We start from the raw sequence: 24,872 nt of genomic DNA on the forward strand, positions 1-24,872 counted from the left end.
ATCGGCTCGCGGGCATCGTCGAACGCATGGCAAATGCAGAGCACATCGACACCTTCACCGGCCCCGTCTTCCGCCCCCGGCGACGCCGGATACGACGAGGAGGTCGCCGGTTTCCAGACCGCCTACACCCACAAGCCGGCCCTCGTGGTCGGCGCCGTGCACGCCGAAGACGTGCGCGCCGCGGTGGAATACGCGGCGCGGCAAGGCCTTCCCGTCGCGGTGCAGGCGACCGGCCACGGCCTGTCGGTCGCGGCCGACGAGGGCGTGCTGATCAGCACTCGCCGGATGACCGCCCTCGACATCGATCCCGCGACCCGCATCGCCCGCATCGGCGCGGGCGTGCGCGCGGGCGCCCTGGTCGAGGCCGCGGCCGCGCACGGCCTCGCGCCGTTGAACGGTTCGTCCCCCTCCGTGGGCGTGGTCGGCTACCTGCTCGGCGGCGGAACCGGCCTGCTGGCAAGGGAATTCGGTTACGCCGCGGACTACGTGCGCGCCGTCGAACTGGTCACCGCCGACGGCCGGGTACGCAGGCTGCTCCCCGGCGACGACCTGTTCGGCGCGACGCTCGGCAGCGGCGGCAACTTCGGTGTGGTCACCGCCGTCGAGCTGGAACTGCTTCCGGTCACCGAGGTCTACGGCGGCCAGCTCATGTTCGACGCGGTTTCGATCGAACCGGCGCTCGACGCGTGGCGACGCTGGACCGCGACGGTCCCCGACGAGCTGACCTCCACCGTCGCCGTGCTGACCTTCCCCGACATCCCGCAGGTCCCCGCCCCGCTGCGCGGTCGCCGCGTGGCCTCGTTCCGCATCGCCTTCAACGGTCCGGCCGAGGAAGGCGAGCGACTCGTCGCCCCGCTGCGCGCCGTCGGCGACCGCATGAAGGACGACCTGCGCATGATGCCCTACACCGAATCGCACACCATCCACAGCGATCCCGACCACCCGCACGCCTACGCCGCGACCAACGCGCTGCTCAGTGAGTTCTCCGGAGAAACGTTGTCCGCCCTGCTGTCCGCGGCGGGCCCGGACTCCGGCGCGGTGGTCGACGTCCGCCACCTCGGCGGCGCGCTGAGCGGGCCGAGCCGGATCGGCACCGTGGTCGAGGACCGCGACGCGGCCTACCTCGTCCGCGTCATCACCGACCCCGACGACGACACCGCGGCCAAGGACAAGATCCGCACCGCCCTCGCCCCGTGGACGCTCGGCCACAGCCTCAACTTCCTCTACGGCGCGGGCGCCGACGCCGACGAGGCCCAGACCAGGGCGGGCTACTCCGCCGACACCTACGCCTACCTCGCGGAGCTGAAGGCGAAGTACGACCCGCACAACATGTTTCGCTTCAACCGCAATATCCGCCCCGCCGCCTGACCGGCCATGGCCCTGGAAATTCCGGGGCCCGTACCGGTCGATCGTCTGCTATCTTCGTGATATCACTTTGATACCTGGAGGATGTCATGAAGCTTCGGCCCGCACTACACGTCAACGGCTTCCTGGTGCTGGTGGCGTGGCTGGTGCTCACGCTCGTGTTCGGCGGCGTGGCCGCGCTCGGCTATATCGCGATGGCCCAGCATCACAACGTGCCCGCGCTCATCGGCGCGATCGTCGCGAGCTTCTTCGTGCTGGTCCTGCTGCTGTCGGCGACCGGCCTCATCGTGGTGAACCCCAACGAGGCGCAGGTCGTCCAGTTCTTCGGCCGCTACATCGGCTCGGTGAGTGAGCCCGGGTTCTTCTCCGTGCTCCCGCTCACCGACCGTGAGCGAATCTCGTTGCGGGTGCGGAACTTCGAGACGCAGAAGCTGAAGGTCAACGACGCCGACGGCAATCCGGTCGAGATCGCCGCGGTCGTGGTCTACCGCGTGGTCGACAGCTTCAAGGCCGCCTTCGCCGTCGACGACTACGAGGAGTACGTGCAGACCCAGTCCGAGGCCGCCGTCCGGCACTTGGCCACCACGCACCCGTACGACTCGCATGACGAGGGCCGCACCAGCCTGCGCGACGGCGCGGAGGTGGCCGAGGAGCTCACCGTCGAGCTGCGCGACCGCACCGAACTCGCCGGCATCGAGGTGCTCGAGGCCCGCATCACCCACCTCGCCTACGCCCCGGAGATCGCCCAGGCCATGCTGGTCCGTCAGCAGGCAGCCCAGGTGGTCGCCGCGCGCACCCAGATCGTCGAGGGCGCGGTCGGCATGGTCGGGCTCGCGCTCGACCGGCTCACCGAGCAGGGCGTGGTGGAACTGGACGAGGAGCGCCGCGCCACCATGGTGTCGAACCTGCTCGTCGTGCTCTGCGGCGATCGAGCCATCCAGCCCGTCGTGAACACCGGCTCGCTCTACAACTGAGCGCCGAAGCCCATGGCTGAGCGCAAAAAGCTCCTGCTGAGGCTCGACCCGGCCGTCCACGAGGCCATCGCCAAGTGGGCGGCCGACGACCTACGCAGCATCAACGCCCAAATCGAATACGCCCTCCGCCTGGCCTTGGAACAGGCAGGCCGCAAACCCAAGTAGCGCACCCCGCACTCCTTCTCGGGATGCGCACCGGCTTTAGGGCGCGAGAGAGGGTGCGGGGCCCGAGAGAGAGTGCGGGGCTGCGGGGGGCTTTTGGGTGACGAAGATGGCTGTGCCGGGGAAGATTTCGCCGCGGAGGGGGCTCCACTGGCCCCACTCGCGGTCCAGCCACTCGGGCCAGTCCGGTTCGACGATGTCCAGGAGTAGGAGGCCGGCGGCGACGATCTCGCGGACTCGATCGCCGATGGTGCGGTGGTGTTCGACGTAGATCGGCTCGCCCTCGCCGTCTACCTCTACATAAGGGGTGCGGTCGAAGTAGGGGATGGTCGCGGTGAGGCCGGACGGGCCGGGGTCGTCGGGGAAGATCCAGCGCATCGGGTGGTTCACCGAGAAAACCCAGCGGCCGCCGGGGCGCAGCACGCGCGCGACCTCGCGCATCACCCCGGCCGAATCGGCGACGAACGGAATCGCGCCGAACGCCGAGCAGGCGAGGTCGAACGACGCGTCGGCGAAGGGCAGGCTCTCCGCGCCCGCCTGCACCAGCGGCACCTGCGGACCGCCCCGCTCCATCGCTGCCCGGCCGCGCGCCAGCATCCCCATCGACAGATCGAGCCCGACCGGATACGCCCCCTGCCCGGCCAGCCAGCGCGCGCACGGCGCCGACCCGCAGCCGATCTCCAGCACCCGCTTGCCCGCGAGCTCGCCGAGGAATCGCATATCGCCCTCGTGCAGTCCCTCAGGGCACCAGACGAATTCGCCGTCTGGGGAATCCACACCGAGGAAATCGGCGTGCGTCTCGTGGTACTGCCCGGCGTCGGCGTCCCACCAGCGGCGACTGGCTCGCTGACTAGCGGCGGAGCCGATTCGGGCGCGCGCGGTCCCCGCCGTCCCGAGCACTGTGTTTGCATATGCATGGCGATCTTCCGACACGCCGTCAGGGTATCCCGGCGTGGCGACCGGACCGGTTTGCCCGGCTGGACCAAGGTCGCGTACGCTGAACGCGCGAGTGCCTTCTGTACAGCCGTACCGGAGTCAACCACCCGTGCTGAGTTTCACGTGCGTTACGTGCGGTACGTTCCTAGTGTCCGTCTTCACACCACCGCGGTGAATTCGCCAGCGTACCGAAAGTTCCAATGTCCGCAACCGACCACAATCCGTCCGGAGCAAACCGACATATGCCCACCACCGTCACCTCGCCGCAGGTAGCCGTCAACGACATCGGCTCCGCCGAGGATTTCCTCGCCGCCATCGACGCCACGATCAAGTACTTCAATGACGGCGACATCGTCGAAGGAACCATCGTCAAGGTCGATCGCGACGAGGTCCTGCTCGACATCGGTTACAAGACCGAAGGCGTCATCCCTTCCCGTGAACTCTCCATCAAGCACGATGTCGACCCGAACGAGGTCGTTTCCGTGGGCGATGAGGTCGAGGCTCTCGTTCTCACCAAGGAGGACAAGGAAGGCCGCCTGATCCTGTCGAAGAAGCGGGCGCAGTACGAGCGCGCGTGGGGCACGATCGAGGAGCTCAAGGAGAAGGACGAGGCCGTCAAGGGCACCGTCATCGAGGTCGTCAAGGGCGGCCTGATCCTCGACATCGGCCTGCGCGGCTTCCTGCCCGCCTCGCTCGTCGAGATGCGTCGCGTCCGCGACCTCCAGCCGTACGTCGGCAAGGAGATCGAGGCCAAGATCATCGAGCTGGACAAGAACCGCAACAACGTGGTCTTGTCCCGCCGGGCCTGGCTCGAGCAGACCCAGTCGGAGGTCCGCAGCGAGTTCTTGCACCAGCTGCAGAAGGGCCAGGTCCGCAAGGGTGTGGTCTCCTCGATCGTCAACTTCGGTGCCTTCGTGGACCTGGGCGGCGTCGACGGCCTGGTGCACGTCTCCGAGCTGTCCTGGAAGCACATCGACCACCCGTCCGAGGTCGTCGAGGTCGGCACCGAGGTCACCGTCGAGGTGCTCGACGTCGATCTGGATCGCGAGCGCGTCTCCCTGTCGCTCAAGGCGACCCAGGAAGACCCGTGGCGTCAGTTCGCCCGCACCCACGCGATCGGCCAGATCGTGCCGGGCAAGGTCACCAAGCTGGTTCCGTTCGGCGCGTTCGTGCGCGTCGAGGAGGGCATCGAGGGCCTGGTGCACATCTCCGAGCTGGCCGAGCGCCACGTGGAGGTCCCGGACCAGGTTGTCGCCGTCGGCGACGACGCGATGGTCAAGGTCATCGACATCGACCTCGAGCGTCGCCGGATCTCGCTGTCGCTGAAGCAGGCGAACGAGGACTACCACGCCGAGTTCGACCCGTCGAAGTACGGCATGGCCGACAGCTACGACGAGCAGGGCAACTACATCTTCCCCGAGGGCTTCGACCCCGACACCAACGAGTGGCTCGAGGGCTTCGACAAGCAGCGCGAAGAGTGGGAAGGCCGCTACGCCGAGGCGGAGCGTCGCCACAAGATGCACACCGCGCAGATGGAGAAGATGGCGGCCGACGCCGCGGCCGAGGCCGCGAACGGTGGCGGCTCGTCGAACTACTCCTCCGAGAGCGGTTCGCAGGCTTCGTCGTCGTCCTCCAGCTCGTCCGAGTCGGCCGGTGGTTCGCTGGCCAGCGACGCGCAGCTGGCGGCTCTGCGGGAGAAGCTCTCCGGCAACGCCTGACAGATTCTGTGACGAAGGCCCCGGTCCATTGGACCGGGGCCTTCGCCCGTTTCCGGGGCCGGATCGCGGCACGCTCCCGGTATTCTGAATGGGATGTCCGATGCCGCGCTAGAGCTTCCGTCCACTTCCTGGGAGCGCAGGAAGATCGAGGCGATGAGCCGAATCCAGCGGGTCGCGCTGGATCTGTTCGACGAGCACGGCTACCGCACCGTCACGATCGAACGCGTCGCCGCCGAGGCCGGCGTCTCGCCCAGCTCGGTCTACCGCTACTTCGGCACCAAGGAGATGCTCGTTCTGCACGACGAGGCGGACCCGAAGATTTTGGAAGCCATGCGGACCGCGGGCGGGGCCGCGACCGTCGAGCCCGCCGACCTGATCGCCGTCGGACGCATGCTCGCGCCGATACTGATCGAGTCGCTGCTGACCGAGGAGTCGGTGCGCCGCACGCGCCGCCGACTGGAGTACGTGGCGGCGGTGCCCGAGATCCGGGTCGGCCAGACCAAGCAGATGCGCGACCTCGAGGACGAGTTCCGCACGCTGTTCGCCGAGCGCACCGGCCGCGAGCCCAACGATCTGCGCGTCCGGATGGCCGCGGCGACCGCCGTGTGGGGGTGCATGGCGGCCCTGGATCATTGGGCGGGAACGGATTTCACCGAGCGCCTCACCGACGTCTACACGCGGGCGATCACGACGATCCTCGACCAGATCGAGGTCATGTTCCGTTAACTCTGTTCGGCACACGGGTTTTCGGCAACCACCAGTTCCAGCGACCGAATAGGCGCATGAGGGCGGGCACCAGGACCAGCCGCACCAGCACCGCGTCGATCGCGATGGCGACGGCGAGCGCGAACCCGATCTGCTTCAGCTCCAGCACATTCGCGGTCACGAAGCTCGCGAACACCGCGACCATGATCGCGGCGGCCGCGGTGATCGGCCGGGCGGTGCGCTGTAGCCCGTCGGCTACCGCAGCGGCGTTGTCGCCGTGGGTATCCCAGTGCTCCTTCATCCGGCGGATGAGGAACACCTCGTAATCCATCGACAGCCCGAACAGCACCGCGAACACCAGCATCGGCAGATAGATCTGCAGCGACCCGGTGCTGTGGAAGTCGAGCACCGACTCGCCGATGCCGTGCTGGAACACCGCGACCGTAATGCCCAGGGCCGCACCGGTAGCCAGCAGGTTCAGCAGGATCGCCTTGACCGCCAGCACGATGCTGCGGAAGGCGACGATCAGGAAGACCAGCGAGACGGCCAGCACGAGCGCGATCACCCAGGGGAATCGGCCGGTGATCCGTTGGGACACATCGGCGAACAACGCCGTCGTGCCGCCGACCCGGACCTCGGCGTCGTTGAGCGTCGCCGCGCGCGAACGCATATCGGTGACGAGGTCGGTGGCGGCGGACGACCCGAACTCCGCGTGCGGCACCACAGCCGCGAACATCCGGCCCTCGGCGTACTGGGGCAGCACGGTGGCGATGCGCGGGTCGTGGGACAGTTCGCCGAGGAATCGGTCGGCCTCGACGCGCGCGTCGCTGGTCAGCGGTTGCGCGTTCGCACCGGTCGCCACCACCTCGATCGGCGCGAGTAAGCCGGGGGTGAAGTTCTGCTCGACCAGCGCGATGGCGTGACCGGCGGGTCGGTCGGCGAGCGCGTCGGTCCCGACGTCGACGCCGTAGCGAAGACCGGTGAGCGGGGCCGCCGCGACGAGCAGCAGTGCGACGCCGACCGCGCCGAACAGCACCGGCCGCGCCATCACGGTGTGCGCCCACCGCGCCCAGGCGCTGGATGCCGTCGTCGAGCGGACCTCCGCGGGGCGCAGCCGCTCGGGCAGCGCCCCGCGGTTCACCGCCGGACCCAGTGTCGCGAGCAGCGCCGGCAGCAGCGTGAACGCCGCCGTCATGGTCGCGACCACCGCGGTGACCACGCCGACGGCGATGCCGTTGAGCATCGGCAGCCCGACCACCGCCAGCGAGCACAGCGAGATCATCACGATGAGCCCGGACGCGAGAACCGTCCGGCCGGTGGTGTCCATCGCCGCGCCGACGGCCTCGTGAATGGCGCTGCGCTCCTTGCGATCCCGGACGCCGCGGCGGGTCAGCTCCTCGTTGAAGCGGCTGACGATGAACATGGCGTAGTCGATCGCGGTGCCGGTGGCGATCATGGTCGCCACCGACAAGACGAGCGAGTCGAAGGCCAGGAAGGTGGTCAGGCCGAAGAGCGCGCCGACGGCCACCGCGATGCCGGCCGCGGTCACGGTGATCGGCAGCAGCGCGGCGGTCACCGCGCCGAGCGCGAGGATCAGCAGCACCGTCGCCACCGGGACGCCCAGCGCCTCGGCGCGTTGCAGGTCGCCGGTCTCGATCTGCATCATCTCGGTCTGGATCGGGGCGTAGCCGGTGAGCATGACCTGGGTGTCGGCGCCGCGCTCGGTCTCGATGGCCGACCGTAGCTCCTGGACGACGCGTACCCGTTCGGAGATGTCGCCGTCGACCCCGACGATGCCGAAGGCGGTGTGCCGGTCGGCGGAGATCTGGGCGGCATTGCCGTCGAAGGGACCGATCGCTCCGGCGATGCCGCCGGTCTGCCGGGCGATCCCGATGGCCCGGTCGATCGTCGCGCGGTACTGCGCGTTGTCGACGGTGCCTTCGGCCGAGTGGAAGACGATCAGGTCCCGCTCGATGCCGAATCGGGAGAAGTGTTGCGCGACAAGCTCGTCCACCGCGACCGAGTCGGTCCCCGGTACGGAGTAGTCGGGTGTCCCGAGCCGTCCGTGCAGCGCCGGGTAGGCCGCGCCGCACACGAGGACCAGCAGCAGCCAGATCCCGAGGACGACCCCGCGATGCCGGGCCATCGCGACGCCCCACCGTCCGGCCACGCCCCACCGCCGCGTCGGGGCGGGTGGTTCGGGCCGTTCGAGGATGGTGGATCGTGCCATCGCCCCTCCAGGGATTCGGCTTCTGACAGTGACTATCAGCTGCTGTCGGCAAGCATACGAATATCGAGGGAAAGTTAGCAAGGGACTGTCAGGTATCCGGACTGCCAACCTCGCGGGCCGGTCCCTGCGCCGCGAAGGCTTGCTGCACTGGGTCGGACTGTCGGATGCAGCGAGCCGGTCCCCACGCCGCGAAGGCCGCGGCGTGGGAGCCGAAATCAGTTGCCCGCCTGGAACTCCCGCCCCTGCCGACGAGCCAGTTCGATACGCCGAGAGGCCTTCGTGGTCCCACGGCTCACCTGCGGCGTAGTGGCCGGCGGCCGCGGCCGCTCGACGACCTGGGCGGTCGTGAGGGCGACGACCTGGATCTGCTCCAGCCGCAGGCCGAGGCCCGCGAGCCGGGCGATCACGCCGAGGCGATGCTCCGGCAGGCCGGGACGGACCGGCAGGGGATCGCGGCCCGGCCTGCGCAGCACGTAGGTCCGGTGCTCGGCGTCGAAGTCGATCGGCGCGCCGTCGCGCACCGCCCGATAGGCGTCGAGATCCAGATCGATGTGCCGCACCGGATCGATCATCAAGGCCTCGATCAGCCGCTCGGCATGCGCGAGCCGCATGTCCCGATCCGGCGGGTCGAGGTATTCCACCTGTCGAGCGGTCCGCCACCGATAGTCGTCGGCGGCGGAGCGCAGCAGGTACCGATGCCGTTCGATCTCAGCCGCCAGCTCGACCAGGCGGTCGACGTCGACGGACATCGGCTCATGCGGGTCGGGCATCGAAGCTGGAACGTCAGGCATGTGCGCCTCCTCGGTCGAGTTGCCAATTACCTTGGGCAGCAACTCGATCGACGTCCGACCTGGTTTCTATTGTGGCAGAGGGGTACGACAGGTTTCGGCGGGCGCCCTCGTCTCAGTAGCCGACGGTGAACCTGCGTTGGATGAAGCGCGGCTGCTCCACCTCGTCGAGCAGGGCGACGGCGAGATCCTCGGCGGAGAGGTCGCCGCGGTCCTCGGCGACGAGCAGTTGATCCCCGCCGACGCGGAAACGACCGGTGCGCGGGCCCGGCTCGACTCGCCCCGACGACGGGCTGAGGTAGGTCCAGTTGCGGTTCGACAGGCGATAGACGCCCAGGGCCGCCCGGCCGGCCAGCACCGGCTCGACGTACTCGGCCGGTACCCGAAGCTCCTTGGTGAGGATCCGGGTGAAGTCCGCGCCGGTGTCGACCAACTGCAATCCGGGGGCAACCTCCAGGCTGCCCGCCCCGCCGACGGTGATCACCCGGATCCGCGGGTGCTGGTCGAGCGCGCGAACCATGGCCTGAGCGCCGACGACGAAATTGTTCGCGTTGGCGATGGTGTCCTCGATGCCGTGCCCGGCGTTGACCGCGCTGATCACCACGTCCAACCCGGCGATCGCCGCCGCGATGCTGTCGGCGTCGAGCCAGTCGGCGACCTGCCACGTGACGCTTCCGCGCTCGGCGGGGAACCGATTCGCATCCCTGCTGAAGGCGGTCACGCGATGTCCCCGCTCGACCGCCTCGGCGACGGCCCGGCTGCCGATGACGCCCGTCGCGCCGAAAATCCCGATGTCCACGACCACTCCCTAAACAATGTTCATTTACTACACGCCGTTCAGTAACGACACGGGTGATAGTAGTCAAACGCTGTAGAGTGTCAACCGTGGTCGAGGTCGTGAAGAGTCGCAGGGAGCGCATGCGCGAGCAGGCGTCCGAGGAGATCAAGGCAATTGCGCTGCGGTTATTGGCCGCAGGCGGCCCCGACGCGATCACGTTGCGCGCCATCGCCCGCGAGATGGGCATGACCGCGGGCGCGATCTACGGCTACTACGCGACCCGCGACGAACTGATCACCACGCTGATCTCCGACGTCTACACCTCGCTGGTCGACCGCGTCGAGGCCGCGCGCGACGCGGTCCCGGCCGACGATCCGGCCGGGCGGATCGTGGCCTGGGGCGAGGCCGTGCGCGACTGGGCGATCGCGCACCCCGCCGAGTTCCGGCTCATCTACGGCGACCCGGTGCCCGGCTATCAACCCCCGCCCGGCGGACCCGCCGTCGCCGCCGAGACGCGCGCCTGCAGCGGCCTCGTCGGCCTGACCGCCGCCGCGTGGCCGCACGCGAAGAAGCACCAAAGTGGCGGCGACACAACGTGGTCGGAGTTCGACGCGGATCTCGTCGCGCACGTTCGGGCGAGTTTTCCCGAACTGCCGCCCGCGGCGCTCGGGCTCGCGCTGCGCATATGGGGCCGCATGCACGGCCTCGTCGCGCTCGAGGTCTACGGCCACCTGGTGCCGCAATCCCGCGACCCCGCAAAGCTTTTCCACCTCGAGATGCTGGACCTGGTCCGTTCGCTCGGGCTGTAGCCGGTGAGTGATCTCGTCGCCACCGCCGGGAAGCTGGCCCCGGTGGCACTGGTATTCGGCGCGGGCGTGGTGTTCGCGCGGCGCAAGATCATCGGGGCCGACGCGTCGAAGGCGTTCTCGGAGTTCGCCTTTCTGTTCGCCATCCCGTGCTACCTGGTCGGTTCGCTGTACTCGAGCGACCTCGGGCGACTGTTCGATCCGCGCGCCATCGCCGCCTATCTGGTCACCGCGCTGCTCGGCATGGTGGCCGTCGGGTTCTGGGCCCGTCGGATGATCGGGGTGGACGCGCGGGGTGTCGCGCTGCGGATCATGGCCGGCGTGCAGGTCAATACGACCTACTTCGCGATCCCGGTTTTCGTGCTGCTCTTCGGCGACGTCGCGCCGATCTTCCCGATTATCCTGCTCCAGGTCTGCGTGCTCACCGTCGTCGTCATCGCGGTGATGGAACTCGGTGCGCGCGACGATGTTTCGGCCGAGTCGACGCGCCGCCCCGTGCTGCGCGGCGTGCTCGCGGCGCTGGCCACGCCGATCGTGGTGGCCTGCTACCTCGGGATCGGGGCGAACGCGGCGCGCGTGCCGGTGCCGCGCTGGCTGCTCGACACGCTGTCGTTCGCGGGCAACGCCGCCGCGCCCGTCGCCCTGTTCGCCCTGGGTCTGCACCTCGGCGGCACCGGCTTGCGGCTGCGCGGCGCGCTGCGTGACGAATACGCGCTGATCGCGTTCAAATGCCTGGCCTTTCCGCTGCTGGCCTTGCTGATCTGCCACTACCTTTTCGGTATTCACGGCACGTGGCTGACCTATCTCGTGCTGATCGCCGCCATGCCCGCGCCGCAGAATCTGTTCATCTTCGCGCAGCGCTACGACACGGATGTCGACCTCGCCGCGTCGGTCGTGGCCAAGACCTCGTTGCTGGCGCTGCTGTTGCTGCCCGTGTGGATGCTGGTCACCCGGTAGTCGGTTCCCGACGTTTGGCACACGTCCCTTTGCTGGGTGATGACTAGCTATATGTCACTCGCCAAGGTGGACGCGTGTCGTGTCCGGCTCGACGCATGTGTCCGATTTCACTGATAATGCTAATGAAAACCATTACCAGTAGTCTACGATGCTGACATGGCTTTGTTTCGGATCGGGATCGGTGCTGCCGCAACGGCATTCGTGGTCGAGCGGACGGCGTGCGCGGACGGCGCGCCACCGCCGTCCGGGCGTCCGCTCCACTCGCACAACGACATCGGAGTTCCATGAGTAGCGCACTGCACATCCTCACCCGCACCGATCTGGCCGACATCGACCTCTCGCCCGCCGAGGTCATCGACCTGGTCGAGGACGGCTATCTGGCGTACGCCCGCGGCGACTCCCGCTGCCCGGTGAAGCTGATGATGCCGCTGCCGACGGCCGAACGCGACGCGGTGTCGTACTCGATGCTCGGCTACGACGGTTCGCTGGAGCACCTGGGTTTCAAGACCTCCTACCGGCAGGGCAGCACGAGCGCGGACAAGTACTACACGACGATCAGCCTGTACGACGACACCACCGGACTTCCCTTCGCGTTCATGGACTGTCAGCGCGTCGGGGCCGCCCGCACGCCCGCCACCACCGCCGTCATCGCGAAACACGCTGCCCGCGAGGGCGCGCGCAGCGCACTCATGCTCGGGACCGGCATTCAGGGCCGAAACACGTTGCCCTACTTGCTGACCGCGCTGCCGCGACTGGAGCGACTGCGGTTGTTCGGCACCCATCCCGACGGCATCGCGGAAAGCATTGCGGCTCTGCACCGCTGGTTTCCGGACCGCGACATCGAACTCGTCGACGATGTGCCCTCGGCGGTGGCCGAGTCCGACATCGTCGTCGTCGCGTCCGGCCGGGCCGCGCATCCCAAGGTGTGCACCGAGTGGCTACCGCCCGGTGGACTGCTGATCTCGGTGGCCAGCAAGGGCGTCGAGAGCGGCGCGTTGCGCGCGGCCGACTACGCGATCGCCACCAGCACAGGCCAACTCGGCGTCACCGGTACCAGGCTGGCGGGGCCGGACGGTGCGCCGTCGATCGACGCCGAACTGCCGGACATCGTGGCCGGGCGGGCACCGGGACGCTCCGGCGCCGACGACCGGGTGTTCGCGTTCGCCAGCGGCATGATCATCACCGACATCCCGGTCGCCCATGCGCTGGCGACCCGCGCGGTGGCGGCGGGACGCGGGCAGCGGGTGGAACTGTGGTCGTGAACGCCGTAACTCTCGACCTGCCCACGCTGCCCGCGATCGAACCGGAATGGCAGCGGCGCGTACGCGCGGACCGGCAGCTGCTCTTCGACATTCACCACGCCGTCGGCGGTCCGTTCCACGTCGTCTACCCGGCGCAGTTCAGCGAGAACCTGCGCTCTTTCCAACGAACGCTCGCCGCACATGGAGTGCGCGGCCAGGTCTACTACGGCAAGAAGGCGAACAAGGCGGGCTGCTGGCTGCCCGAGATAGTGGACCTCGACGCCGCCGTGGACGTCGCGAGCGAGCCCGAACTGGTGCACGCGCTGGCGCACGGTGTCCGCGGCCGCGACATCGGGGTGACCGGCGCGGCGAAAACCGATGCGCTGCTTCGCCTCGCGGCCCGGCACGACTGCGTGGTCGCCGTCGACGCACTCGACGAACTGGCCCGGCTCGCGGAGATCGCGCAAAGCGCGGGGCCGGTGCGAATCCTGCTGCGGCGCTTGCCTCCCAATGCACCGCACAGCCGATTCGGCCTCTCGGCGGACGATCTCGACACCGCGATCACCCTGTGCGCGCGGTTACGTCCGGCCGTCGAGCTGATCGGATTCTCTTTCCACTTGGACGGCTACGCCGTCGCGCCGCGCGCCGAACTCGCCTTCGACCTGATTCGCCTGTGCGCTAAGACGAAAGCGCAGGGCCTTCCTATCACCGCGCTCTCGGTCGGCGGCGGCTTCGCTTGCCGCTACCTTCGCGACAAGGACTGGAACGCCTTCCTCGCGCACCGACGCGACGACTGGTTCCACGCTGGGAAACGGTTCGAGAAGTTCTACCCGTACGCGCAGTCCCCGACCGGCGCCGACATGCTCGACGCCATCCTCGCGACCACCTTCGACGGACGCACGCTGGCGACCCACCTGCGCGACAACGACATCCAGCTGTTCCTCGAGCCAGGCCGCGCACTGCTCATCGACGCGGGCTGCACCGTCTTCCCCGTGCTCGGCTACAAACAGAACGCCGACTACGGCATCACCACCGTGCACGGACTCAGCATGAGCGTGTCCGAGCAGTGGAAGGGTTCCGAGTTCCTCCCGGACCCGATCCTGGTGCCGCGCAACTCCGATCGGGCCACGTCCCCGATCGCCACGTGTGTCGGCGGGGCGAGCTGCATGGAGTACGACGTGCTCACCTGGCGCAAGGTGCCGATGCCGCAGCGTCCCGAACCCGGTGACCTGCTGCTGTATCCGAATACGGCGGGCTATCAGATGGACAAGAACGAGAGCGAGTTCCACCAGCTTCCGCTGCCCCCGAAGGTTGTCGTCAGCACCCACGAGGAGGGCCGCATCCGGTGGCGCATGGACAAATGAACGCCGAGGTCGTCGCACAGGTGAACGCGCACAGGAGATCCAGCGCGCACCCGCGGCCGGTTCTCCGGCTGCGCGAGAACGTCGTACGCCTGGCCTCGGAGCTCATCGGCTCGACCCCGCTGCTCGAACTCGTCCGCACGGGCGCCGGCACCCGCCTGCTGCTCAAACTCGAACAGTTCAACCCGACCGGCTCGGCGAAGGTCCGGATGGCCCGGGAGATGGTGCTGCACGCCGAACGCGCCGGCGATCTGCGCCCCGGCGGGCACATCGTCGAGCCCACCTCCGGCAACACCGGCGCCGGACTCGCGCTCATGGCGCTGGAGCGCGGCTACACCTTCACCGCCGTGGTCGACGACCACGCCGCCGAGGACAAGCTGCGCGCCATGAAAGCCATGGGCGCGCAGCTGGTTTCGGTCGACAGCGGTGACGGCGACGGGCCGAGCTCGGTGGCGCGCAGGCGGATCGCCGCCGAAATCGCGGCCCGGACCGGCGCTTACCACCCGGACCAGCACAACAACCCGCACAACAACGCGGGCTACCGCGAGCTCGCCGGAGAACTGCTCGCCGACCTCGATACCGACGTCGACTACCTCGTCGGCGCGGTCGGCACCGGCGGATCCCTCTGCGGCACGGTCGAGGAACTGCGCAGGCTCGGCTCCCGGGTCCACGCGCTCGGTGTCGAACCGGCCGGCTCCATCATCTTCGGCGGCGCGGCCGGCGGCTACTGGCAGTCCGGCGCGGGCAGCCCCGCCGGATTCCCGGTGGGCGGCAACGTGAAATACGACATCATCGACGAGGACTGCCGCGTCGGCGACGTCGACGCGTTCGCCACCGCCCGGGTGGTCGCGCGACGCACAGGCCTGCTCGTCGGCGGAACCGGCGGCGCCGCAATCCATGTCGCGCTGCGCCGCCTCGTGCACCTACCCGCGGCGAGCACGGTCGTCGTGCTGGTGTGCGACGCGGGGGAGAAGTACCTCGACACCGTGTACGACGACGGTTGGCTGCACGAACGCGGCCTCCACGACCGGGCCGCGCAGCAGCGGATCGTCAGGCTGTTCCGGGCTTACGACGAGTCGGTTCGGCTGGCGGCCGCGCGCGTGGAGCGGGCGGGGGCTTGAGCGGCATGGGATTTCGAGGATATCGGGCCATCGTGGCGCTCGCGGCCCCCATCGCGGGCATCCAACTCGCCCAGGTGGCGCTGACCACGGTCGACCTGGCCATGATGGGGCTGCTCGGCGTCGCGTCGGTCGCGGCGGGCGGCCTCGCGCTGCTGCTGTACAACCAGCTGCGCACCATGTGCGTCGGCATGATCACCGGCGTCGGGAATATGATCGCGGAGGCGGTCGGCCGGAGCGAAAAGCGCACCGGGCGAACCGGTCTCGACTCGCAGGCCCGCGCCGAGATCCGCGGATTCGTCCGCGCCGCCGCGTGGGTGGCGACGGTGACCTCGGCGGCGGCTGCGCTGATCCTGATCACCCTCGGCTACGCGCTGCGCTGGCTCGGCCAGGACCCCGAGGTGCTCCGGCTCGCCCGCCCGATTCTGTGGACGCTCGCCCCCGGCCTGATACCCATGCTGTGGTTGAACGTGTTGCGGCAGTTCGCCGTCGGGCTGCGCAGGGCCGGCTCGCTGCTGCGGGTGACGCTCGTGTCCATCGGCGTCAACGCGTTGCTGAACGCGCTGTTCATCTACGGCTGGCTTGGGGTGCCGAAGCTCGGCCTCGCCGGAATAGGCCTGTCCACCACCCTCGTTCAGCTCTGGACCTTCGGCCTCTATCTGCGCACGGTGAAACGCGATCCGCTGCTGGGCGATCTGCTCTCCCTGCGTGCTTGGCGAGCCGATCGCGCCACGGTCATCCGCATCGTCCGGATGGGCTCGCCGATCTCGCTGACCTACGGCGCGGAGGCGGCGATCACCTCCGTCGCCGCGGTGCTGATGGGCGGCTTCGGGCCGGTGGCGCTCGCCGCGAGCAATATCGTCAACCAGCTGGCTTATATCGTCTACCAGGTCAATATCGGTCTGTCCCAAGGCGCTTCGATCCTGGTGAGCCGCACGATCGGGCAGGGCGACCGGCAGGAGGTGGCGCGGATCGCGCGCCGGACCTTCGGCCTCGGCTTCGCCTTCATGACCGTGGTCGGCCTCGGCTACGTGCTGTTCCCCGACGCGGTGCTCACGCCGTTCCTGGGCTCGCACCACGATGACACCGCCGTCGTCGCCGCGGCTTCGACGCTGCTCTGGTTCGCGATCGTCCAGCAGTACTGCAAGGGCTCGCAGAACCTGTCCATCGGATTGCTGCGCGGCATCGGAAACACCAAGGCGGGGATGCAGAGCACGCTGATCGGCTACTTCGCGATCGGCGTGCCCGCCATGACCGTGTTCGCCTTCGGCTTCGGCTGGCGGGCGCCAGGCATCTGGCTCGGCCTGTGCCTCGGGTTCGGCGCCACCGCGCTGCTGGTCTGGCGCAGGTTTCGGCGCGGCGCCGCCGACTTGGCCACGCCGATACGGGAATCCGTGGCCGCGGTGGGGTGAAGAGGGTAAAACGGGTGAAACAGTCACGACGGCGCGCTGATTCGGGCAGCTGACGGGCAACCACGCGGAAATCGCGGCTTCCCGCCGTGGTTCCGCTCGATTCCCGACTCGGCCAAACGATCTTTCTCTGCGGCGTCGCAGCACGTCGGGTATGGTCAGCGCGGATCGCGAAACTCTGCTCCTCAGCCCTGGCGGAAAGGTCGGCCGAAGACATGTGCGCAGCGGGGCCGTTCAGCGGGCTCAATCGCAGACAATTCCTAGCGAAGGCCGCGGCGGCCGGAGCGGTCGGCGCGTTGGCCTCCTGGGCCAACCCGATCATCGAACGCGCCTACGCCGCCGACCCGGCCGGCCTGGGCGGACTCGGCGATATCGAGCACTTCGTCCTGCTGATGCAGGAAAACCGCTCGTTCGACCACTATTTCGGCACCCTGTCCGGCGTACGCGGCTTCGACGACCCGTCGGCGGCCTGGCGGCAATACGGCTGGACGCCCGGAACCGGCCCGGCCCCAGACGGTTACGTGAACCCGTTCCGCCTCGACACCACCCGCGGCGCGACACTCGACGGCGAGTGCATCAACGACTCCGACCACACCTGGGCGGGCATGCACCACGCCTGGAACGACGGCCGCAACGACCAGTGGATGCCGATGTCGATCGCGAGCGTGGGCCCGGCCAACGCGCCCGCGGCGATGGGTTACTACCTGCCCGAGGACATTCCGATCCACTCCGCGCTCGCCGACGCCTTCACGCTGTGCGACAACTACCACTGCTCGGTCCTCGGCCCGACCGACCCGAACCGGCTGTATTGGATCAGCGCGACCATCGACCCGGACGGCGCCGCGGGCGGCCCGCTGGTGGAGACCCCCAAGCTGATTCCGCAGCACGTCTACAGTTGGCGCACGTACCCCGAGAACCTGTCCGAAGCCGGCGTCAGCTGGAAAATCTACAACAATCGCGACGTTGGCCCGCTGTCGTCGGTGATCCTCGACGGCATGCTCGGCTGCTTCACCCAATCCGCCGACCCCAATTCGGAATTGGCGCGCCGCGGCATGGCTCCGGTGTACCCCAACGACTTTCAGGCCGACGTCGCCAATGACACGCTGCCCGCCGTCTCCTGGGTGATCCCGTCGCTGCTCAACTGCGAACATCCCGCGTTGCCAGCGGCTTTCGGCGCGTTCGGCATCGTGCAACTGCTCGACATCCTCACCTCGAACCCGAAGGTGTGGGAGAAGACCGCGTTGATCATCAGCTACGACGAGAACGGCGGCTTCTTCGACCACGTCACTCCGCCGACCCCGCCGCCGGGCACCCCCGGCGAGTTCCTCACCGTGCCGCTCGATCGCGTACCCGCCGCACAGGGCGTCGCGGGCCCGATAGGTTTGGGCTATCGCGTTCCCGCGCTGGTGATTTCGCCGTATACCCGAGGCGGGCTGGTCGCCTCGGAGACCTTCGACCACACCTCGCAGCTGCGACTGCTGGAGACCAGGTTCGGGGTGGAGGTGCCGAATCTGACCGCGTGGCGACGCGGCGTCACCGGCGACATGACCTCCGCCTTCGATTTCGGCTCGGCCCCGAATATCGCGAAACCGGTGCTGCCCGATCCGAAACCGAAAATGGATGCCGCGGTCGCCCAATGCGGCCCGAATATCGGCTTGGGTACGGCGACGGCCGGGATTCCCTATCCGGTTCCGCCGAATTCGATGCCGACACAGCAACCAGGCGCCCGGCGCAAGCCGAGCGGGTTGATTCGGGCATGAGAGTGGCCCAGCCCTGGCGGGGGCTGGGCCACTTCTCGTTCGACGGTGTCAGCTCGCGGTGGCGGGCACCCACCGGACCGAGGGGACGACGGAGCGTTTTCGCATGGCCGCGAAGCTGTGCCGGGCCGGGCTGATCAACGCGGTGAACCAAGTGCGGCGGTGCTCGGCTAGTGCGGCCGCGACGGCGGGGATCTGGACGCAGTGCACTCCGCCCGCCATGCCCAGGCGGTGGCGAGCCGTCTGGTTGTTTCTGGTGCCCAATGGTGTTCCTTTGCTTGCTGGTACTGGCGCTCCGATCGCCAGGGCGAAGATTAGCCGAACGAAACTGCCACGCAGAGTATTTTGCGCAAGTAATTGGCCCGGCGTGTCGGAAAGTTGTCGGCGGACCGGCGGGCCCGGCCGGAATTGTTGCGAATCGGTCTCGGCCTCGTCACGGATCGGGCAATTACGGTGGCGGCAGGTGGAATCGGCGGCCCGGATGGGTAATCGGGCTGATCGTGTCGCCGTAGTCGAACGTCGGTCCTTGCGGCACAGTCACGCGGTATACGCGGTGGGTGCCGAACGCCCGCCGGGCCGTCGGATGCGAGACTGGTCGAATGTTGCGGATCGGCCTCACCGGAGGCATGGGAGCGGGCAAGTCGACGGTGGCGCGGATCCTGGCCGACCTCGGCGCGGTGATCATCGACTCCGACCTGATCGCCAGGGAGGTGGTCGCGCCGGGGACCGAGGGCCTCGCTGCGCTCGTCTCGGCGTTCGGCGCGGACATTCTCGCCGCCGACGGCGGTCTGGATCGGCAGGCCTTGGCGGCCAAAGCTTTCGCCGACGATACCTCGCGCGCCACGCTCAATTCGATTACTCATCCACTGGTGGGTAAGCGAACCGCAGAACTCATTGCCGCGGCGCCGGGCGACGCCATTGTCGTCCAGGACATTCCATTGCTCGTCGAGAATGGTCTCGCGCCATTGATGAATTTGGTCATTGTCGTCGATGTCGCCGCGGAGACGCGTGTGCGCCGGCTCGTCGAATTCCGTGGCGTCACCGAATCCGACGCGCGTGCGCGTATCGCCGCGCAGGCCACCGATGAACAGCGGCGGGCCGTCGCGGATGTATTGCTCGACAACAGCGGGGAGCCCGCGGTGGTCGAGGAGGCGGTGCGGCGGTTATGGCGGGAGCGGTTGGTGCCGTTCGAGCACAATCTGCGCACCGGAACGCCGGCGCGTCGCACGGAGATCAGGCTCGTGCCCGCGAACCCGGAGTGGGCCGTGCAGGCGCAGCGGCTCATCGCCAGACTGTGGGTGGCGTGCGGGTCGGCCGCGTCGCGGATCGATCACATCGGGTCCACCTCGGTGCCGGAGCTGCCCGCCAAGGACGTGATCGATCTGCAGATCACCGTCGCCGACCTCGCCGCGGCCGATGGGCTGCGAGATGCGTTGGGCGCGGCCGGTTTTCCGGCGCGGCCCGAGGTCACCGAGGACACCCCGCGACCGACGCCGCAGGATCCGGCGGGCACGGACGTCGCGTTGTGGACCAAGCGTTACCACCAGAGCGCCGACCCCGGCCGTCGCGCCAATGTCCATGTGCGCGTTGCGGGTTCGCCGGGGCAGGAGTATGCGCTGCTGTTCCGCGACTGGCTGCGCGCCGACGCCGCGGCGCGGGCCGAGTACCTCGAGGTGAAGCGCGCGGCGGAGGCGAAGGCGGCCGGCGCGACGGGTGCGGAGGCGACGCTCGCGTACGTGGATGTCAAGGAGCCGTGGTTCGCCGCCGCTTATCCGCGCATGCTCGCGTGGCGGGATCGCTAGCGACGCATCAGTTTTCGTGTACCGCACTGAAGCTGTTGGCGCGCAGGCGTTGCCGGCGCACACAGGGACCCGAAGAAGCCGATGGCGTGCAGAGAAGACGTTGGCTGGCAGGCGAAGTGCTGGCGTATTGGCGAATACCGTTGATGCGCAGAGGTATTCCGTTAGCGCGCGCACGGGTGCGCGTTCGCGCGCAGGCGAATATCGTTCGCGTGCGGTGATCATTTGCGATGCAACGATCTGACCGCCGTACCCTCGGATCTGCTGCCGCGCCGACCGATCCCGACGCTACTTCCAAGTCAGGGTGACGCCGAGGGACTCCAGCCAGCGGTCGAGACGGTATCCGTGGGCCGCGATGCCGTCGATCGCGCGGGTCGCGGTCTCGATGGCCGACTGGGTCTCGACGGCGGTGAGCAGTCCGGCCGTGTGCGCGGCGAGCAGCTCGTCGACGTCGAGCAGCTCGGTCTCGCGGCCGGTGCGCACGAGGATGTCCAGGTAGTGGTCCACCGACTTCCACCGCTGCGGCTCTACCTGACCGAACTCGCCGAGGTCGAGGTAGTAGTCCTGGTCCCGCTGATGCTCGGGGTAGTAGTGGAAGACGGTGGCGCGCAGCGCCAGGTCGGGCAGTAGCCACGATTCGATGTAGTGGAACTGTTCATGGTCGGAGGTCCGCGCCATGTACAGGCCCCACGGCTCCACGTGGTACCGCTCGACCGGCCGCACGAATCCCTTCGGATCCGTGTTCGTCAGCTCCGCGAGGTCGAAGAACTCGACCTTGGGCCGATGCACGTCGACGGATGGTGCCTGCGTCATGCATTCAGAATCTACCGCCGTGCGAGCGGAGTCGAGTGGTTACATCCAGGTGAGCGTGATCCCCTGGGTGGCGAGCCAGTCCTCCACGCAGTGGTCGTTGGCGGCGAGCCCGTCCAGCGCGGCCGTGGCGCACTCGAAGGCGCGATGCGCCTGCGCGGTGTCCACCAGCCCGGCCGCGTGGGCGGCGAGCAGGTCGTCGACGCCGAGGAGTTCGACGTGGCGGCCGCGGTGCACCTCGATGTCGAGGTAGTGGTCGACGGCCTTCCAGCGCTTCGGGGCGATCTCGGTGAACTCGCCGATGTCGAGGTGGAAGTCGTGGTCGACGTGGTGGGCCGGGTTGCGGCGGCTGACCGTCACACGCAGCGAGAGGTCGGGCAGCAGCCAGGACTCCAGGTAGTGATGGTGCGGGACGGGCACGATCCGCGCCATGTACACGCCCCACGGCTCGTGGTGGTAGCGCTCGACCTGGCGGACGAAGCCCTTGCTGTCGGTGCTGGTGAGTTCCGCGAGGTTGAAGAACTCGACGTGCGGCCGGTGCGGCGGGTGGCCGGGCGGTAACGCGGAGTTCGGCGGGGCGGCGGCGTGGGCGCCATGGTTCAGGCCGGGCACCGCCGCACGGATGTGTCGAGCGATACTGCCTGCGAAGCCGGTGGTCGGCACGGTATTGAGCAATGGAATCAGACCTCTCATGGCTCGTTTGTCCTTCGCCACATCCGAACTTGTTGTCCGAACAACCAAATCAGAGTACACCTGCGAAATGGTGGCGTGGTGGATTGGCGCGATATGTTTTTGGATACGAATTATGTTGCCGCAAGGGACATTTCGGACACTCGGCGGCCCGGGGGAGTGAAACGGTATTGGTCCGGTAAAGCGCGGTTTATGCGCCGGGAATGCGATGTGGGCGGCGTCGGTTTTTATCACCGGGACTCGGCGAAGGAACTCCGGCCGAAACCCGCCGCCCACGGCCGCGACCGCCACCGCCCGCGCCGGGCGAGGAAATCTGTCGGTGGCTGGGCTTAGGCTGGTGAGCATGGCATTCGCAACCGAGATTCCGACGGAAGGCTACGAGGAGAGGGTGGCGGGCGCGACCCCGCTCGCGCACTCCGAGCACCGTCCCGTCGGCGAGATCGAGCGCAGCGAGGCGCGCTTCGAGGTGGTCAGCGAGCACGTGCCCGCCGGCGACCAGCCCGCGGCCATCGAGGAGCTCGAGCGCCGGATCAAGGCGGGCGAGCGCGACGTCGTGCTGCTCGGCGCGACCGGCACCGGCAAGTCGGCGACCACCGCCTGGCTCATCGAGCGGGTGCAGCGTCCGACGCTGGTGATGGCGCCGAACAAGACCCTGGCCGCGCAGCTGGCCAACGAGCTGCGCGAGATGCTGCCGAACAATGCCGTCGAGTACTTCGTCTCGTACTACGACTACTACCAACCCGAGGCGTACATCGCGCAGACCGACACCTATATCGAGAAGGACAGCTCGATCAACGACGACGTCGAGCGCCTGCGGCACTCGGCGACGTCGAGCCTGCTGTCGCGCCGCGATGTGGTGGTGGTCGCGTCGGTGTCGTGCATCTACGGCCTCGGCACCCCGCAGTCCTACCTGGATCGATCGGTGCAGTTGGAGGTCGGCGCCGAGGTCGACCGCGACGCGCTGCTGCGGCTGCTGGTCGACGTGCAGTACACCCGCAACGACATGGCGTTCACCCGCGGCTCGTTCCGGGTGCGCGGCGACACCGTCGAGATCATTCCGTCCTACGAGGAGCTCGCGGTCCGCATCGAGTTCTTCGGCGACGAGATCGAGGCGCTGTACTACCTGCATCCGCTCACCGGCGACGTGGTCCGTCAGGTCGACATGCTGCGCATCTTCCCGGCCACCCACTACGTGGCGGGCCCGGAGCGGATGGAGCGCGCGGTGCGCGACATCGAGGCCGAGCTGGAGGAGCGGCTGGCCGAGCTGGAACGCCAGGGCAAGCTGCTCGAGGCCCAGCGGCTGCGCATGCGAACCCAGTACGACCTGGAGATGATCCGTCAGGTCGGGTTCTGCTCCGGCATCGAGAACTACTCGCGCCACATCGACGGCCGCCCGGCCGGGTCGGCGCCCGCGACGCTGCTCGACTACTTCCCCGACGACTTCCTGCTCGTCATCGACGAGTCGCACGTGACGGTGCCGCAGATCGGCGGCATGTACGAGGGCGACATGTCGCGTAAGCGCAACCTGGTCGAGTTCGGCTTCCGGCTGCCGTCCGCGGTGGACAACCGGCCGCTCACCTGGGAGGAGTTCGCCGATCGGATCGGGCAGGCGGTGTATCTGTCGGCCACGCCGGGCCCGTACGAGCTCGGGCAGGTCGGCGGCGAGGTCGTCGAGCAGGTCATCCGCCCGACCGGTCTGGTCGATCCGCAGGTCGTGGTCAAACCGACCAAGGGGCAGATCGACGACCTGGTGCACGAGATCCGTCAGCGCACCGAGCGGGACGAGCGGGTGCTGGTCACCACGCTGACCAAGAAGATGGCCGAGGACCTCACCGACTACCTGCTCGGCCTGGGTGTTCGGGTGCGGTACCTGCACTCCGAGATCGACACGCTGCGCCGCGTCGAGCTGCTGCGGCAGTTGCGGCTCGGCGAGTACGACGTGCTCGTCGGCATCAACCTGCTGCGCGAGGGTCTCGACCTGCCCGAGGTGTCGCTGGTCGCGATCCTCGACGCGGACAAGGAGGGCTTCCTGCGCAGCAGCACCAGCCTGATCCAGACCATCGGCCGCGCGGCGCGCAACGTGTCCGGCGAGGTGCACATGTACGCCGACAAGATCACCGACTCGATGCGGCACGCCATCGACGAGACCGATCGCCGCCGCGCCAAGCAGATCGCCTACAACACGGAGATGGGCATCGACCCGAAACCGTTGCGCAAGAAGATCGCCGACATCCTCGACCAGGTCTACCGCGAGGCCGAGGAGACCGAGGTCGAGGTGGGCGGCTCCGGCCGCAACGCCAGCCGCGGCCGCCGCGCCCAGGGTGAGCCCGGCCGCGCCGTCAGCGCCGGCGTCTACGAAGGCCGCGACGTCAAGTCGATGCCCCGCGCCGAACTGGCCGACCTCGTCAAGGAGCTGACCGCCCAGATGATGAACGCCGCCCGCGAGTTGCAATTCGAACTAGCGGGCCGTTTGCGCGACGAGATCGCCGATCTGAAGAAGGAACTGCGAGGCATGGATGCCGCGGGGTTGAGCTGAGCGAAAGGTTCGCCGGTGCGCCTCGGGTGAGGGTGGCTTGGCCCAGTGGTCGCGATGAAGTGTGGTCGGGATGACTCGGCCCGGATGCCTGGGGTGTTGACGAGGTGGCTCGGCCAGGTGATGCGGTGAGATGGGTGGCGGCACGGGTTGGCCGGGTGGGCCGTTGAGGGAAGTGGCTCGGCGTGAGCGGTGAGGTGTTGTCTGGATGAGTCGGCCAGGGTGGCGATGAGGTGGTGATGGAGTGACCTCGGCCAGCGGCTGCGCTGAGGCTGATGAGTCACGGTTCCAACAGGACCGTTATGCCGCTGAGCCGCACCGCCTTTCGGCTCCCGCACTCCTTCTGGGTTCGCGCAGACCGGCTTGCCGTGTGACACGCCGTGTCCGTCGCAAGAGGGGGTGCGGGGGTGCTGAGTCGGTCGGCGGATGGCATACCTGCGGCCGCCGGGTGCCGTGCACGCTGTGGGCTTCCGCACCTCTCTTGAGTTCCCGCGCACCTTCTGGGTTCCCGCACATCGACTTGCCGCGTGACACGCCGCACCCGTCCAAAGAGGGGTGTGGGAGTGGTGGTCGGCTGATGAGAGCCCTGGGGCCGGCCGCTGCGCCTGCCGCGTACACCCTTCCGGCGCCTGCACGCTCTCCGCATTCCTGGTCGCTTCCCCTGTCGCCGACTTGCGGTGCGTCACGCCGGATCCGCTGGCAAAGCGTGTGCGGGCGGGTTGAGTGGTCCGGCGA

Annotated in this window: 21 protein-coding genes; 14 read left to right on the forward strand and 7 right to left on the reverse strand. The window is 68.4% G+C overall.

Going from position 1 to position 24,872, the window contains the following annotated elements; translation table 11 throughout:
* The 3 genes from ON39_RS12125 to ON39_RS48690 form a co-directional block, all read left to right on the forward strand.
* Positions 1-1,368, forward strand: a 1,368-nt coding sequence (locus ON39_RS12125) for an FAD-binding oxidoreductase (protein WP_306307540.1), incomplete at its 5' end; no start/stop codon positions are given.
* 86 nt (positions 1,369-1,454) lie between these two features.
* Positions 1,455-2,339: an SPFH domain-containing protein gene (locus ON39_RS12130; RefSeq protein ID WP_040733689.1), complete on the forward strand. Its 885-nt coding sequence runs from the start codon at positions 1,455-1,457 to the stop codon at positions 2,337-2,339.
* A gap of 12 nt (positions 2,340-2,351) precedes the next feature.
* The gene (locus ON39_RS48690) at positions 2,352-2,504 is read left to right on the forward strand and encodes a type II toxin-antitoxin system antitoxin (RefSeq protein WP_110293694.1); all 153 of its coding nucleotides are present in this window, start codon (positions 2,352-2,354) and stop codon (positions 2,502-2,504) included.
* A gap of 36 nt (positions 2,505-2,540) precedes the next feature.
* On the opposite strand, the gene ON39_RS12135 is transcribed toward ON39_RS48690, so the two are convergent.
* Entirely contained in the window at positions 2,541-3,434 is an 894-nt protein-coding gene (locus ON39_RS12135) for a class I SAM-dependent methyltransferase (protein WP_051186532.1), read from the reverse strand.
* A gap of 245 nt (positions 3,435-3,679) precedes the next feature.
* On the opposite strand from ON39_RS12135, the gene rpsA reads away from it, so the two are divergent.
* Both rpsA and ON39_RS45815 read left to right on the forward strand, forming a co-directional pair.
* Entirely contained in the window at positions 3,680-5,155 is a 1,476-nt protein-coding gene (rpsA, locus tag ON39_RS12140; RefSeq protein ID WP_040733690.1) for a 30S ribosomal protein S1, read from the forward strand.
* 93 nt (positions 5,156-5,248) lie between these two features.
* Complete coding sequence (locus tag ON39_RS45815; protein ID WP_051186533.1) at positions 5,249-5,881, forward strand: TetR/AcrR family transcriptional regulator; 633 nt, start codon at positions 5,249-5,251, stop codon at positions 5,879-5,881.
* Here ON39_RS45815 and ON39_RS12150 read toward each other — a convergent pair.
* The 3 genes from ON39_RS12150 to ON39_RS12160 form a co-directional block, all read right to left on the reverse strand.
* Positions 5,868-8,090, reverse strand: coding sequence for an MMPL family transporter (locus ON39_RS12150; RefSeq protein ID WP_040733691.1), 2,223 nt, complete (start codon positions 8,088-8,090; stop codon positions 5,868-5,870). The two genes, ON39_RS45815 and ON39_RS12150, sit on opposite strands and share 14 nt — an antisense overlap.
* Before the next feature lie 215 nt (positions 8,091-8,305).
* On the reverse strand, positions 8,306-8,881 hold the full coding sequence (locus tag ON39_RS12155; RefSeq protein WP_146251200.1) for a hypothetical protein: 576 nt from the start codon (positions 8,879-8,881) through the stop codon (positions 8,306-8,308).
* Between the two features lie 112 nt (positions 8,882-8,993).
* Complete coding sequence (locus tag ON39_RS12160) at positions 8,994-9,677, reverse strand: NAD(P)-dependent oxidoreductase (RefSeq protein ID WP_040733712.1); 684 nt, start codon at positions 9,675-9,677, stop codon at positions 8,994-8,996.
* An 86-nt stretch (positions 9,678-9,763) separates the two neighbouring features.
* On the opposite strand from ON39_RS12160, the gene ON39_RS12165 reads away from it, so the two are divergent.
* From ON39_RS12165 to ON39_RS12195, 7 genes are all read left to right on the forward strand, one after another.
* Positions 9,764-10,465, forward strand: coding sequence for a TetR/AcrR family transcriptional regulator (locus ON39_RS12165; RefSeq protein WP_211336362.1), 702 nt, complete (start codon positions 9,764-9,766; stop codon positions 10,463-10,465).
* Between the two features lie 3 nt (positions 10,466-10,468).
* The gene (locus tag ON39_RS12170; protein ID WP_040733695.1) at positions 10,469-11,419 is read left to right on the forward strand and encodes an AEC family transporter; all 951 of its coding nucleotides are present in this window, start codon (positions 10,469-10,471) and stop codon (positions 11,417-11,419) included.
* 284 nt (positions 11,420-11,703) lie between these two features.
* The gene (locus tag ON39_RS12175; RefSeq protein ID WP_040733696.1) at positions 11,704-12,681 is read left to right on the forward strand and encodes an ornithine cyclodeaminase; all 978 of its coding nucleotides are present in this window, start codon (positions 11,704-11,706) and stop codon (positions 12,679-12,681) included.
* Entirely contained in the window at positions 12,678-14,024 is a 1,347-nt protein-coding gene (locus tag ON39_RS12180; protein WP_040733714.1) for an alanine racemase, read from the forward strand. The genes ON39_RS12175 and ON39_RS12180 overlap by 4 nt, the downstream gene beginning before the upstream one ends.
* A complete protein-coding gene (locus ON39_RS12185; protein ID WP_246003003.1) occupies positions 14,006-15,142 on the forward strand; it encodes a PLP-dependent cysteine synthase family protein in 1,137 nt (378 codons plus the stop codon). The genes ON39_RS12180 and ON39_RS12185 overlap by 19 nt, the downstream gene beginning before the upstream one ends.
* Before the next feature lie 5 nt (positions 15,143-15,147).
* Entirely contained in the window at positions 15,148-16,551 is a 1,404-nt protein-coding gene (locus ON39_RS12190; RefSeq protein WP_040733719.1) for an MATE family efflux transporter, read from the forward strand.
* A gap of 212 nt (positions 16,552-16,763) precedes the next feature.
* Positions 16,764-18,308, forward strand: a complete 1,545-nt coding sequence (locus ON39_RS12195) for a phospholipase C (protein ID WP_040733698.1) — start codon at positions 16,764-16,766, stop codon at positions 18,306-18,308.
* 48 nt (positions 18,309-18,356) lie between these two features.
* Here ON39_RS12195 and ON39_RS12200 read toward each other — a convergent pair whose 3' ends face one another.
* Positions 18,357-18,569 carry a hypothetical protein gene (locus tag ON39_RS12200; RefSeq protein ID WP_040733700.1) on the reverse strand — a complete coding sequence of 71 codons (213 nt, stop codon included), beginning with the start codon at positions 18,567-18,569 and terminating at the stop codon, positions 18,357-18,359.
* 335 nt (positions 18,570-18,904) lie between these two features.
* On the opposite strand from ON39_RS12200, the gene coaE reads away from it, so the two are divergent.
* Positions 18,905-20,107: a dephospho-CoA kinase gene (gene coaE / locus ON39_RS12205; protein ID WP_040733702.1), complete on the forward strand. Its 1,203-nt coding sequence runs from the start codon at positions 18,905-18,907 to the stop codon at positions 20,105-20,107.
* 285 nt (positions 20,108-20,392) lie between these two features.
* Here coaE and ON39_RS12210 read toward each other — a convergent pair whose 3' ends face one another.
* Entirely contained in the window at positions 20,393-20,917 is a 525-nt protein-coding gene (locus ON39_RS12210; protein ID WP_040733703.1) for a ribonuclease FAU-1 family protein, read from the reverse strand.
* A gap of 39 nt (positions 20,918-20,956) precedes the next feature.
* On the reverse strand, positions 20,957-21,607 hold the full coding sequence (locus ON39_RS12215) for a ribonuclease FAU-1 family protein (RefSeq protein ID WP_040733704.1): 651 nt from the start codon (positions 21,605-21,607) through the stop codon (positions 20,957-20,959).
* A gap of 340 nt (positions 21,608-21,947) precedes the next feature.
* On the opposite strand from ON39_RS12215, the gene uvrB reads away from it, so the two are divergent.
* Positions 21,948-24,140, forward strand: coding sequence for an excinuclease ABC subunit UvrB (uvrB, locus tag ON39_RS12220; RefSeq protein ID WP_040733705.1), 2,193 nt, complete (start codon positions 21,948-21,950; stop codon positions 24,138-24,140).
* Positions 24,141-24,872: the final 732 nt, after the last annotated feature.

The organism is Nocardia tenerifensis NBRC 101015, assembly GCF_000308715.1.
Lineage (GTDB): Bacteria > Actinomycetota > Actinomycetes > Mycobacteriales > Mycobacteriaceae > Nocardia > Nocardia tenerifensis.